The sequence below is a fragment of the Vibrio mytili genome (assembly GCF_000830505.1).
GTDB lineage: Bacteria > Pseudomonadota > Gammaproteobacteria > Enterobacterales > Vibrionaceae > Vibrio > Vibrio mytili.
The window spans coordinates 99,490-112,508 of record NZ_JXOK01000004.1 but is presented as its reverse complement, the minus strand read 5'-3'; the positions used below and the strand labels follow the sequence as shown (position 1 = coordinate 112,508).

The 13,019-nt window shown below is 44.0% G+C and carries 11 protein-coding genes and 2 pseudogenes; 6 read left to right on the top strand and 7 right to left on the bottom strand.

Features of this window, described 5'->3' with window-relative positions; all coding sequences use genetic code 11:
• Nucleotides 1-2 precede the first annotated feature (2 nt).
• Nucleotides 3-1,541: a putative bifunctional diguanylate cyclase/phosphodiesterase gene (locus tag SU60_RS01060; protein ID WP_041154103.1), complete on the bottom strand. Its 1,539-nt coding sequence runs from the start codon at nucleotides 1,539-1,541 to the stop codon at nucleotides 3-5.
• A 358-nt stretch (nucleotides 1,542-1,899) separates the two neighbouring features.
• Between SU60_RS01060 and SU60_RS01055 the strand changes: the two genes are divergently transcribed.
• Nucleotides 1,900-3,093 carry an acetate/propionate family kinase gene (locus SU60_RS01055; protein WP_041153926.1) on the top strand — a complete coding sequence of 398 codons (1,194 nt, stop codon included), beginning with the start codon at nucleotides 1,900-1,902 and terminating at the stop codon, nucleotides 3,091-3,093.
• Nucleotides 3,094-3,281: 188 nt separating this feature from the next.
• Here SU60_RS01055 and SU60_RS01050 read toward each other — a convergent pair whose 3' ends face one another.
• Both SU60_RS01050 and SU60_RS01045 read right to left on the bottom strand, forming a co-directional pair.
• Nucleotides 3,282-3,581, bottom strand: coding sequence for a hypothetical protein (locus SU60_RS01050; RefSeq protein ID WP_041153925.1), 300 nt, complete (start codon nucleotides 3,579-3,581; stop codon nucleotides 3,282-3,284).
• A gap of 21 nt (nucleotides 3,582-3,602) precedes the next feature.
• A complete protein-coding gene (locus tag SU60_RS01045) occupies nucleotides 3,603-4,271 on the bottom strand; it encodes an NAD(P)H-dependent oxidoreductase (protein ID WP_041153924.1) in 669 nt (222 codons plus the stop codon).
• 188 nt (nucleotides 4,272-4,459) lie between these two features.
• Here SU60_RS01045 and SU60_RS01040 point away from each other — a divergent pair, with 188 nt between their 5' ends.
• Nucleotides 4,460-5,362, top strand: a complete 903-nt coding sequence (locus SU60_RS01040) for a LysR family transcriptional regulator (protein ID WP_041153923.1) — start codon at nucleotides 4,460-4,462, stop codon at nucleotides 5,360-5,362.
• A gap of 102 nt (nucleotides 5,363-5,464) precedes the next feature.
• On the opposite strand, the pseudogene SU60_RS01035 reads toward SU60_RS01040, so the two are convergent.
• Nucleotides 5,465-6,148 (bottom strand): annotated as a pseudogene (locus SU60_RS01035) (SDR family oxidoreductase); the annotation flags it as partial.
• An 83-nt stretch (nucleotides 6,149-6,231) separates the two neighbouring features.
• Nucleotides 6,232-7,428 carry an MFS transporter gene (locus SU60_RS01030; protein ID WP_041153922.1) on the bottom strand — a complete coding sequence of 399 codons (1,197 nt, stop codon included), beginning with the start codon at nucleotides 7,426-7,428 and terminating at the stop codon, nucleotides 6,232-6,234.
• 188 nt (nucleotides 7,429-7,616) lie between these two features.
• Here SU60_RS01030 and SU60_RS01025 point away from each other — a divergent pair, with 188 nt between their 5' ends.
• The 4 genes and pseudogenes from SU60_RS01025 to SU60_RS01015 all read left to right on the top strand — a co-directional run bounded on the left by SU60_RS01025 (nucleotide 7,617) and on the right by SU60_RS01015 (nucleotide 11,228).
• On the top strand, nucleotides 7,617-8,498 hold the full coding sequence (locus SU60_RS01025) for a LysR family transcriptional regulator (RefSeq protein ID WP_041153921.1): 882 nt from the start codon (nucleotides 7,617-7,619) through the stop codon (nucleotides 8,496-8,498).
• A gap of 309 nt (nucleotides 8,499-8,807) precedes the next feature.
• Nucleotides 8,808-9,584, top strand: a pseudogene (locus SU60_RS22810) (PAS domain-containing protein); the annotation flags it as partial.
• A gap of 15 nt (nucleotides 9,585-9,599) precedes the next feature.
• Nucleotides 9,600-10,121 (top strand): methyl-accepting chemotaxis protein, encoded by a 522-nt coding sequence (locus SU60_RS22805; RefSeq protein ID WP_245228336.1) that lies wholly within the window; start codon nucleotides 9,600-9,602, stop codon nucleotides 10,119-10,121.
• A 225-nt stretch (nucleotides 10,122-10,346) separates the two neighbouring features.
• Nucleotides 10,347-11,228, top strand: coding sequence for a DMT family transporter (locus SU60_RS01015; RefSeq protein ID WP_041153919.1), 882 nt, complete (start codon nucleotides 10,347-10,349; stop codon nucleotides 11,226-11,228).
• An 18-nt stretch (nucleotides 11,229-11,246) separates the two neighbouring features.
• Here SU60_RS01015 and SU60_RS01010 read toward each other — a convergent pair whose 3' ends face one another.
• Together SU60_RS01010 and SU60_RS01005 are read right to left on the bottom strand one after the other, a co-directional pair.
• Nucleotides 11,247-12,158 carry a hydroxymethylglutaryl-CoA lyase gene (locus SU60_RS01010; protein ID WP_041153918.1) on the bottom strand — a complete coding sequence of 304 codons (912 nt, stop codon included), beginning with the start codon at nucleotides 12,156-12,158 and terminating at the stop codon, nucleotides 11,247-11,249.
• Nucleotides 12,155-13,000 (bottom strand): enoyl-CoA hydratase-related protein, encoded by an 846-nt coding sequence (locus tag SU60_RS01005; protein ID WP_041153917.1) that lies wholly within the window; start codon nucleotides 12,998-13,000, stop codon nucleotides 12,155-12,157. The genes SU60_RS01010 and SU60_RS01005 overlap by 4 nt, the downstream gene beginning before the upstream one ends.
• Nucleotides 13,001-13,019: the final 19 nt, after the last annotated feature.

The following is a 13,019-nucleotide window of genomic DNA, read 5'->3' as shown; positions in this document are numbered from 1 at the left end:
TTTTATGCACTGCGTATACAGCTCTGTTTTTCGTTGTGCTCGTTAACCCAAGTGATCACTGTACTGATCGGTAGAGCAGGGCAGAATAAATACCCTTGTATAATGTCACAGCCTCGATGACGTAAGAACCTTAATGTATCCATATCTTGAACACCCTCAGCAACGACGGAATACCCTAAGCCATGTGCGAGCGCTATTGTATTTTCGACAATGGACCGAGAATCTTCGGTTCGGTTTGCTGTACTCAGGAATGATTGATCAATTTTAATTTGATCAACAGGTAGATCTCTCAACAAAGAAAGTGAAGAGTACCCAGTACCAAAATCATCCAAACTGATTTTTATACCGAGGTTTTTAATTTGTGTAATTAGTGGCTTGAGTTCTGCCACTCTATTTATTGCCATGGTTTCAGTGATTTCTAAACTGAGGAGATTAGAAAAGTGAGGGGTTGTTTCAACTAGCTTTTCTAAACGACTTAGCAGTAAGTTCGACGACAGATCCTTTGCCGATAAGTTAACGTGAACAGGTAGTCTAATACCATTTTGAATAAACACGGTTAGATCTTTCTCTACTTGGCCTAGAACCCACATCGTAATGTTGGTCACTTGGTTACTGCGCTCTGCTATTGGAATGAAGTCATTAGGTGAAATGGTTTCTCCATTTTTATCATGCCAACGAATGACGGCTTCAAAGCCCACGACCAAATTGGTTCGAGCATCAATAAGAGGCTGGTAGTTGAGACGAAACTCATCGTGTTCAAGCGCGCTGTCGATCCGGTTAGCTATTTCAAGCTGATATTTTGCACCTATATTCATGTTGTCGTTGTAAAATGCAAACAAGTTGCCGTTACGTTTGGCGTGGTACATTGCAATGTCTGCATGTTTGATCAATAGGTCATTGGATTCGGCATGTTTTGGGTAAGTACTGATACCGAATACAACGCGTGAAGATACCTGAAATTCGTCAAGATGAAAGCGAGTCGACATGGCGTTGTCGAGTTTATCTATTAGTGTTTTTCCATCTTGCTCACATGCTGAAGACGTAAGAATGACGAATTCATCACCACCAAAGCGAAAAAGTTTGTCACTGCCATCGAGGGTTTTTCGAAGTCTTTCTCCGATCTGAATGAGGAGTTGATCACCACAAAAGTGCCCCATTGCATCGTTAATCTGTTTAAAGTTCACTACATCAAAAAGGATAACAGAGAACGGATCACCCGAGCGAATACGTTCTGCGATCAATTCATAACAGTATTTACGGTTAGGCAGGTTGGTTAAGGAATCATGAATGGCATTTTGTTTCTCTCTTTCCGCAATACTATGTAGTTCCTGAATCGATTCGTTACTCCACTTCACCACTAAAACGACAAAAACACTGCCACCAAATAGTAGAACGGCGACGCCAGTGTCTAGATGAGACGTAATCGACTTTTGCTGTATTGCGTACAAGAAAACGGAATACGCGATTATAAAGCTGGTTATAAGCAACAGAAGCCATGGCCATCCAGCAACCTGTGTCTTTGAACAGATATTTTTTGTTATCCGCCATCCCCAACATAGGAAAACTAAGCCAAAAATTATCAATAGAGAAGTTACTGTGGGCACGCGTTTACCCCGGCTGATTGTTTAGTTTGTTATTTTTATCCATCCAATACACAACTTAGCTTATATTTTCAATTTTGTGCAAGTTAGGTTAATCATAACGTAAGCTTATCAATATGTTTTTTTTAGTACTCAAATAAAATCAAGAAATGTGCTAGATCAATAAAAACTGTTCGATTAAAACGCTTTTACTTAAAAAATGTTGAAAGATTCAAAAATTATTGAATAATGGGTAAATAAGGAATACGCAGCGCGCAAGCGCTATTACAACCTCTGCTCTACAACAGGATAACTATTCATGTCTAATTCGTTTGTACTGGTGATCAACTCTGGTAGCTCTTCTTTAAAATTTGCTGTTATTGATTCTGAAACTGGTGAAGCTTTGGTCTCAGGTATCGGAGAATGTTTTGGCCTACCTGAAGCTGAAATCAGTTGGAAATATCAGGGAGAAAAAACCGTTGAAGCGATCCCTGCTGGCGGTAACCATCATCAGTACGCTGTTGAGCGAGTGGTAAAACTACTCGAGACTTTAGGCTTGAGTTCAAAATTTGTAGCCGTCGGTCATCGTATTGTTGCTGGTGGTGAAACTTTTAAAGGCACCGTGAAAGTAGACGAAAACGTTATTCAAGAAGTCGAACGCCTTGCTGAACTCGCCCCTCTACACAACAAAGCAAACGCAGAAGGTATGCGAGCTGCGATGAAAGCATTCCCTTCACTACCTCAATTTGCCGTTTTTGATACTGCTTTCCACCAAACCATGCCAGCGAAAGCGTTTATGTACGCGCTTCCTTACGAACTTTACGAAGATCATAAAGTGCGTCGTTACGGTGCTCATGGTACAAGTCATTATTACGTAAGCCGCGAAGCTGCGAAAATGTTAGATAAACCGCTTGAAAAAAGCAGTTTTATCACCGTGCACTTGGGTAACGGTGCATCAGTGAGTGCGGTAAAAAATGGCGAATGTGTTGATACCAGTATGGGGTTGACTCCATTAGCTGGCTTAATGATGGGTACTCGTTGTGGTGATCTCGACCCAAGTGTTATCGAGTTCCTTTTCCGTAAAGGTTGGGAAAAAGACGAAGTGTTCGAAATGATGAACAAGAAGTCAGGCTTCCTCGGAGTATCAGGTGTGACAAGTGACGCACGTGGTGTACTAGAAGAGATGGAAGCGGGCAACTCACGTGCGAAATTGGCGTTTGATATCTTCACTTACCGCGTTGCGAAATACATTACTTCTTACCTTGCTGCACTTGATTCACTCGATGGCATCATCTTCACTGGCGGTATTGGTGAAAACTCGCTACCAATTCGCAGTGAAATCTTGAAAAACCTAAAACTGTTAGGGTTTGTTGAAGATGAGAAAGGTAACGAAGACGCAAGATTTGGTAACGCAGGTCTTATTGCAACATCTGAGTTGCTAGGAGCGAAAGCACTGGTTATCCCAACCAATGAAGAGTGGGTGATTGCTCAGCAATCGGTTGAACTTCTGTAATTGCGTTTAAAATCAAATAGATAAAAGCGAGCGTTGTGCTCGCTTTTTTTTGTTTGTTATGTTGGAGTATCCTTTCGGCGCAATAGGCGCTGAACAAGAAGCTTTATTGTTGATGACTACTTTTCTAATCTAGAACTACTTACAAAATTCAGACCTTATCAGTTTAATATAATGAGCAGAGCAGTTTGCTAAATGCAGGCCATACTGCGAATGATCTGATGCGCTTGGGCTAAGTCATCTAGCCTGCCAGATGCTATAACCGAAAGTGGTTTTCTTCCGTTAAAGAACACGCTTTTGCTCGCACGATTCATAAAGTGTTTTTGCTCAGAACTTTCTCTATATAGGAGTTGCAAACAATCATTAATCGCGATGATACATTGCTCACGCTGTTGTATTTCTGACTCGATGGTTTGAGGCAAAATTAACTCAATTTGACTTGGCGTAGTTCCCCAATGTTTTAAGATCTGGTGCACTTTTTCGACATTCATAACCACCTCCACAATTATGTATTAGTACTGGCCAACTTCTATCGCAGGCTCATCAACGATAGTTTGTAAACGTTGTGCATACCGTTCTAATTCAGCGATGCGTTCCTGTTCAGAACTTCTCGCAGGACCAAACACTTTTTGTGGCGCTAATACTGAAAAACCGTTGAACTCGAAAATGCCGCGATGAATAGGGCGTAAAATGGCATCCAAATCGCCATTCCAACCACCTTTGAGGTACATTTCTTCTGGCCCCCCCATGGTAACACTGACCATGGCTTTTTTGCCTTTGTAAACGCCATTTTCATAGAAACGGCCACCGCCATAGGTACGGCCCATTGCAAACACGCGATCTACCCAGCCTTTAAGCGCAGCAGGCATGCCAAACCACCAGAGTGGGAATTGGAAGATGACGAGGTCACTCCATTCCAATTTCTGGATCTCCGCCTCAATCTCGGGGGTGAAGCCATCGTGTTCAGTGGCGTAGATCTCTTCCAGTTGTTGCTTAAAAAACGCTTCATCACTGGTGGTGGTAAAATTATGGCGTCCAGACACAGGGTCAAAATTCATCGCATGTAAGTCAGACGTTTTAACGCTATGTCCTGCTAACTCAAGCGTTTCTACCGCAGTGCGAAACATTGCGCCGTTAAAACTTTTTGGCTCCGGGTGCCAGTAAACAACAAGGACATTCATTTTATGCTCTCCGATAATTCGATCATCTTTGGGTAGTAATATTCCTGCGTGAACGCTAATGGCGTTTTATCATCGAAACTTTTCTGATAGGTCTCGGTGGACTATCACTTTGCTAGAGCTATAGTATTGAACAAAAATTCATTAACCTGTAGATTGCTTTTGATTACCATGAAGATGAGCAAAAGTTAATGAAAAGCCTCCCATCTCAGCTACCGATTTTTATTCAAGTCGCAAAATATGGCAGTTTTGCTAAGGCGGCAAGAGCGCTTGGAATCTCAGCCCCTGCAGTGAGTAAGGCGATTACCAAGCTCGAAGAAGAGTGGCAAGTAAAGCTATTCTTTCGTTCATCTCATTCATTGAGTTTAACTCGAATTGGTCAGCAGCTTGCCGATGAACTCGCCCCTTCGATGGCATCGATACAAAGCACCATCGAGCAGCTCTCTGATAAAACAAAAAACACCAGTGGAACCATCAAAATCAATCTTCCGGCAAGCTCTATCGGTCAAGAATACATCTTGCCTTTGGTAATGGAGTTTATGCAGCGTTATCCACAGATCAGTTGCGATCTCCATTTTGATGATCGCAATGTCGACTTGGTTGAGCATGGGTTTGATCTTGGCATCGGTACCTCGATCAACCAAGATTCGCGTTTGATCGCTCGCCCGCTCACTTCGCAGAGTGTAGGTATCTACGCTGCATCATCTTACTTAAGCACTCACGGTACCCCTAACACCATTGAGGAGTTAACTCAGCACCAATGCTTACCTGTACGTTCGTTAACGACAGGACGTTTTCACCACTGGCGGATCAAAGAGGGGAACGATGCCAAGCTGTATGAACCGCAAGGTAAACTTATTATGAATAACTTCGCTGCGGCACAAAAGGCCATAGTTGCCGGTGCTGGTATTGCCATGCTAGGCAGTTGGATGTTTAAAAAAGAACTTGAAGATGGCACAGTTCGCCCTATTCTTGAGGCATTTTGGGGCGAGCCCATTACCATTTGGGTCTACTATTCATCCAAACAATACATGCCAAATAGAGTGCGGCTTCTGATAGATTATTTGGTCGAAAACATTAAGCGAATAGCGTGAATATTAATCAAATTATATCTGTAGAACACCTTGTTCTCTGTCGTTTCGAAGAATCTGTAGTGATTTGAAATTGAAGATAACGTAAATACTATGCCTACCATGCAATTGAGTGCCATCGTAGACAAAAAATGAACCTGAATGCTTAAGTTTTAAATTGTCGATAACATTAAGCATGCCTTTAACACTCTCTTCTACTGTTACCTTGCCATCCTTTCCGCCCATATCGGTTTGTACCCAACCTGGATGAATTGCCATAGTCTTCACACCCACTTCGGATAGTTCACAGGCGAGCGATTTAATTATTTGGTTAAGGGCGGCTTTTGATGCGCGATAGCTGTATCGACCACCAGAGCGGTTGTCATCAATGCTAGCGAGTATTGAAGTCATCCCAATGATGGTTTTATCTTCGCCAGCAAGAATGTTATTAAGCAAAGCCTGCGTGATTAACATGGGCGCAATGGTGTTGACCTTTAATACATTTATCCATTCCTTTTGCCCCATATTGCCTAGGCTTTCACATTCATCTCCGCTTACCCCCGCGTTATGAATAAGTACATCAATGGCGATGCCCGCAAATTTTTCTGTCAAAGCGAGAATATGGGACTCATTACTCACGTCGAGCGGATGAATACAAATGGTGGGATAAGTTTGTACCAAGAGACACAAAGCCTGAGCTGTATTGATGTCACGGCAGCATGCAATCACACGCCATCCATGCTGAGCGTATTGTTTAACAAGCTCTAGGCCTAAGCCTCGATTGGCGCCAGTGATAAAAACCGTTTTCATTGTGTGGTACCTAAATTGATTCTACGTAAGATGAAGTAGGTCAATGCAGTGCATTGACCTACTTGTAATCATTGTCGTGATACTTACTTCACAAGTACGTTTGCTTCCGACAAATGAACTGCTGTGCGTTTATCAAGACGTCCACTCATTCGAGTAAGAGCGAGCGCAACGAGAACTATCATGGCACCCACCCAAGGGGTATGTATTAAGCCCATCTCTGACACAATCATACCGCCTCCCCAAGAGCCAAGCGCAATACCCACGTTAAACGCCGCAATGTTGAGACCAGAAGCGACGTCTACCGCATCAGGAGTGTATTTTTCAGCCAGTTTGACCACATAAACTTGCAAGCCAGGAACATTACCGAATGCAAAGGCACCCCAAACTAAAATGGTGGCTACTGCGGCGATAGGGTTAACGGCCGTAAAGTTAAATACGACTAACACTGTGGCGAGTCCCGCAAAAATAATCGTCAGCGCTTTAATTGGCCCCATCTTATCGGCCATTTTTCCGCCCCAAATATTACCAATCGCCACTGATACACCATATACCAGCATGATTAGGCTGATTGCATTGGCGCTAAATCCTGTTTCCTGCTGCAAAATCGGCGCAAGGAAAGTGAAAGCGGTAAAGGTACCGCCGTAGCCGAGTGCTGTAATCGCATACACCAGAAGTAACCTTGGTTGAGTGAGCACTTTTAGCTGCGATGATAGTTTAGCTGCGGCTGGTTGTTTCAGGTTGGTTGGCACCAAGAAAGCACTGCCAACCAACGCAATCAGTCCCAACAACGCAACAATCAGAAAAGTCGATTGCCAACCAAAAGTTTGACCGATGTAAGTACCGAGCGGCACGCCCGTTACTAATGCCACGGTTAATCCTGTGAACATAATCGCAATCGCACTTGCTGCTTTTTCTTTGGGTACTAGGCCTGTCGCAATCGTAGAGCCGATAGAGAAAAAGACACCATGGGCTAAACCAGTCAAAATGCGAGCAACGATAAGGGTGTTGTAACCAGGTGCTTGCCATGCCAATAAGTTGCCAATCACAAACAGTGACATAATAGCAATGAGGACGTGCTTACGGTTCCACTTTCCCGTTAGCGCGGTTAAAACAGGTGCGCCAATCGCTACACCTAGTGCGTAAAGGCTTACCAGCAGTCCTGCGGATGGTAGTGAGACATTTAAGTCAGAAGCCATGGTCGGGATCAGCCCCACGATCACAAACTCCGTCGTTCCGATAGCAAAGGCGCTGAGCGTCAATGCGAGAAGTGCTAATGGCATATCAGTTACTCTCTTTTGTTAGGTTCTAGTACACAGCAGCGAATGTGCTTATCAACGTGTCGCGCTGCCGGGATTTGATGGAGGGATTTTGCTTGGAAATGTCGTTGTAAAAAATAGGTTATTTAACAAATGATATTTGTTATAAATGCAATAATTAAAAAGAAACTCTTAATTAAACGGTAGGCAGCATGCGCACGAAATCGGACGATTTAGAAATTCTACTTACTGTCGTTGATGCTGGCGGGTTTACTGCCGCAGCAGAAAGCTTAGATATACAGGTGGCACGCGTATCACGAGCGGTGAGTAAGGTGGAAAGCCAGCTTGGCGTGACGATATTAAACCGAACCACAAGACGGATTGAATTAACCGATGAGGGTCGGCAATTTGTTGAGTCGGTGCGAATAGGGCTTATGCAATTACAGCAAGCGGAAGATGAGATCATATCCCGTGGGGAGTTACCCAAAGGGCGGTTACGTGTTGATGCCGCTAGTCCGTTTGTGTTTCACCAGTTAATCCCCTTGGTGCAGCCATTTAATCAAGCCTATCCAGATATTGAGTTGGAGTTGACCTCTAATGAAGGTTTTGTCGATTTACTAGAAAAGAAAACCGATATCGCTATTCGTATCGGTGCATTAAATGATTCAACCTTACATGCAAGGCCTCTTGGCCGAAGTTTACTTTACATTGTTGCTTCACCTGATTATTTATCAAAGCGCGGCTTTCCGAGTAAGAGTAGTGATTTGGAACATCACGATACCATCGGATTTTCAACACCAAAAACACTCAATGAATGGCCTCTTAAAGGGTTTTCAGGGCTTACGCCAACGCTGACCTCAAGTAACGGTGAAACGGTGAGACAGCTCGCGTTGATGGGAAATGGAATCGCCTGTCTATCGGGCTTTATGGTGAAAAAAGATATTGCGGAAGGAAGATTAATTGCGTTGTTAGAAGGTGAAAAAATCGGCAACTCAGGCAGGGAGCAAATTAATGCGGTTTACTATAAGTCTTCTTCGGTTGCCAAGCGGATTTCTGCTTTTATCGATTTTATTCAGCCGAAACTGGATCTTTAAATCGTTCAACGCGAGGTAACTCCGTACCTCGCTTACGCTGTTGCAACGACGGAAAGCCAGAAAAATACCCAAAAACCTCAAGCCCTTTCCCCTTAGGAAAGGGCTTTTGTGATCTTACTTCAGATGGAAAAATAAACATCACGCATAACAAATTTAACAATTGATATTGTCAAATAAAATGAAATTATATGTGAGTTATGTCAGTATTACAGAGTATTATGGTTCGCTAGAGTGGTCTGCTAACCGATTTGCTCGGTCACAAAAAAGTAACCAGTTAATAATAAAGTACTTTTCAATCAAGAGAACGCTATGTTTTTTAGTAAATCGCTTCAGCAAGAGAATCAACAACTAAAAGAGGAGTTGTTCAGCCTCAAGCAAGCACATGAAAGTTTAGATCAAGACATGTTGCGCTTGTCATTGGACTGCCAAGGTTGTATTACATCAGCAAACCAGAACGTTGAAACACAGTTGTTGTTCAGTGAGGGCAGTTTGCTGGGGACTCCTCTTTGCGATTTGGTTCCAGATAAAGCTCAACAGACAGAACACTTTAAGCGTATGAAGCAGTGCGTTCAGTCAAACAAATTTTGGCATGGTGCGCTGCAAATTTCTAAAGGTAATGGTGAAGAAGCATGGTTGCGCGCGTTGATTCAACCTATTGTTGACTCATCAAAACAAGTCACCAATATTGTCGTTTATGCTTCAGAGCTGACTCGAACGATTAAAAACTCTCGAGAACAGGATGATATGCTCAAGGCGTTGAGTCGCTCTATGGCTGTGATCGAATTTACACTTGATGGCTATGTGCTTACTGCAAATGCTAATTTTTTGAATACCATGGGCTACAAAGCTGACGAAATCGTCGGTAAGCACCATAGAATATTTTGTGAACGAGAAGAAGTTGATTCACAGTCCTACATTGATTTTTGGAAAAAACTCTCTGATGGTCATTTTGTATCAGAGCGGTTCAAGCGCCTAAGCCGTGACGGCTCTGTAGTATGGTTAGAAGCGTCTTATAACCCTATCCATAACGACAGAGGTGAGCTCTATAAAGTCGTGAAGTTCGCCACTGATATTACCGCTCAAGTGCAGCAAGAACAATCCATGGCGCAAGCAGCGCAATTGGCCAGTGACGTGTCAAAAGAGACGGGCACCCAAACGGTTCAGGGGCAACAAGTTATTGGCTCAACGGTTGAAAAGATGCAAATGCTCTCAGAGCAGATGTCACAAGCCAGTGCTGCGATAGATGAGCTTAAAGCTCACTCCGCAAAAATTAGCGAATTAGTCAGTAGTATTAGCGGGATTGCTGATCAGACCAATTTACTTGCGCTCAATGCCGCCATTGAGGCCGCACGTGCTGGTGAGCACGGCCGAGGCTTTGCGGTTGTTGCTGACGAAGTCAGACAACTCGCGACAAGAACCAATGCGACAACGGGTGAAATTGTATCTATGGTCGATGAAAACTTATTACGCACGACTAATGCTGTTGAGTTAATCTCTCAATGTCAGAAAGAAGCACTTCAAACGTTGGAGCTATCAGTAGCGGCTGGTGACGTGATGAATGACATCCAGGTTGGAGCGAGTCGTGTCGTCGATGTGGTTGCTGAGTTTAACCGCAAGCTTTGATACCTCAATCTCGCTGTTATTTCATGAGCTTACCAAGCAACATGGCGTCTTTGCTTGGTAATCGACTAATAGAATCTTAATCTCGTATCGTGAGAGTATTTGAGTATAATTACTCTTTACCAAGGTTAGCGATCAACGTTAGTTCATTTTCCTTGCTTACACCTTCTCTTTTGCTGTCCTAATTAACGTCTAATGACTTTGTCATCGGCTGTTTTGTGAGTATTTATGCTTAACTCAGAACATAAAGCGACCTTTATTCTCGTCATCACCACGATCCTTGCAGCGCTCGGCTGGGTCTTTTCTAAAGAAGCCATACAAGGACTGCCTCCATTTGGTTTTATTGGTTCGAGATTTACTATCGCATCGCTGTGTCTATTGCCGTTGTGTTTTCGCTCATTGCGTTTGGTCAAGTTCGGTGATCTATTGTCAGCCAGCGGTGTAGGCTTGTTGCTTGGTAGCGCTGTTATGACCTGGATATACGCCATTTCTGTCAGCGATACCTTGGGGGAAGGGGCATTTATTATGAGCTTGTCGATGTTGTTTGTGCCCATTGTCGCTTGGATAATGTTTCGTCAGCGCCCACAACGTATATTTTGGGTCTCTTTGCCTATTGCTGCTATTGGGCTTGCCTGTCTTTCTCTGGCCGATGGTTGGAAACAATCTGCCAGTCAGTTTTGGTTTCTCGCTGCGGCGCTGATTTTAGCGCTACACTTTAATGTCAACAGCAAATACTCGCAGAAAATTCCGGTTTTATTACTGACGTGTTTGCAATTGTTTTCTGCCGGTTGCCTTGGTTTGGTGGTTTCCTATTTCACGGAGTCTTTTCCACGTCAGGTTGATTCATCAATATGGTGGTGGTTTGCATTGAGTACACTGCTTGCGACGAGTTTGCGTTACGTTATGCAGACCATGGGGCAAAAGTTTGTCCAAGCAGGGAACGCTGCGCTAATTATGATTTTAGAGCCAGTTTGGACGGTTGTGCTGAGCATTCTGTGGTATGGCGAAGTACTCACGACAAACAAGTTGTTCGGTTGTTTGCTTATCCTGTTTTCCCTTGTCATCTATCGTACGGGAGGACGATTACGATTCCCACTGCGCAAGGTGTGATTGGTATAATTCTAAACTTTAACGTTCGGATAAATATCTCAATGCCAGTGACACTTTAGAGGTTGGTTGGCGTCGAAGTTCATCACTGATCATCCAACCTGCTTTAGCTAACAGATTCAAATCTACACCCGTTTCGATTCCCAAGCCTTGGCAAAGATAAATAACGTCTTCGGTCGCGACATTGCCCGACGCGCCCTTGGCATAAGGGCAGCCTCCGAGCCCAGCAACACTGCTATCCACAGTATTAATACCCATGGTGAGAGCTTGGTAGATATTGGCGAGTGCTTGTCCCCAAGTGTCATGAAAGTGAACGGCGAGTTGCTGTGTCGCTGCATTATTCACCCTCATTACCGCTTCTAACATGTCACGGATACGGTTTGGTGTACCAGTGCCAATCGTGTCGCCCAGTGATACCTGATAACAACCTAAGTTGATAAGCTCACGAGCCACTTTTGCGACCTGTAAAGGCTTGGTTGGCCCATCGTATGGACAATCGACAACGCAAGAGAGATAACCTCGAACTGGAATCGCGTGTTTTGCTGCCATCGCCATCAGAGGCTCAAACCGGGCTAAGCTTTTTGAGATAGAACAGTTAATGTTATGTCGGCAGAAACCTTCCGAACAAGAAGTAAAGATAGCAACCTGATTGGCGCCTGCTTCCAAAGCTTGTTCGAACCCTTGCGTATTTGGAGTGAGGGCGGAATATATGACTTGATTGCGCCGTGTAATAGCACTGAGCACCTGCTTTGAATCCGCCATTTGTGGCACCCATTTGGGAGAGACGAACGATCCGGCTTCAATATGCGTTAACCCGGTATCGGACAATAAATCGATCAGACGGATTTTTGCTTTCGTGGTAATGGGAGACTCATTTTGTAGTCCGTCCCTAGGGCCCACTTCGACAATATTGACTCGCTCAGGCAGTCTCATTTTTTCTCCGGAAGTGGTGTGTTGATCCAATTCGGAGGACGTTTTTCAAGGAAAGCTTGCAGCCCATCCTGACCTTGAGGAGAAACACGAATGTCGGCGATTAGGCGACTGGTGTAATCGATCAGTTGAGAATCAATCGGGTTTTGATGGCATTGATGGCACAGAGTTTTTGCTTGTCGCATGGCATCTGGACTGTTAATCAGCAGAGTATTGACGATATTTTTTACCGCTTCGTCCAGCGTTTTGGGAGGATGGACCTCGTGCACAATACCAAACCGTTCTGCGTCTGAGGAAGAAATGACTTCGCCGCTTAAAATATAACGACGTGCTTGCCTATTACCCATTGCTCTCATTACATAGGGAGAGATAGTCGCGGGTACGATGCCTAGTTTAACTTCGCTTAAACAGAAGTTGGCATTTGTACTCGCGATAGCAATATCGCTGCAACAAATTAAACCCAAAGCTCCGCCGAACGCGGAACCTTGAACCACTGCGATCGTGGGTTGCGGAAACGTATCAAGAGTTTCCATCAAACGTGCAAGGTTTTGCGCATCCGCGAAGTTTTGTTGGCGTGTACTGTTCGCCATTGATTTCATCCAGCTTAAATCTGCGCCAGAGGAGAAGTGTTCACCATTACTTCGCAAAACTAAACAACGAACATCATTACGCAAAGCAAGATAGTCGAGTCTGTGTATCAGTAGATCAATCATACAGGCATCAAAGGCGTTGTGTTTTGCCGTCCTATTGAGGGTTATGGTGGCCACTCCATACTTATCGACCTGCCAGAGCACATCGTCTTGTCTTTTGGCGTTGGGAATTATGCTCGCTTGCATTTCCATCATACTTACTCCAGATTCAGGT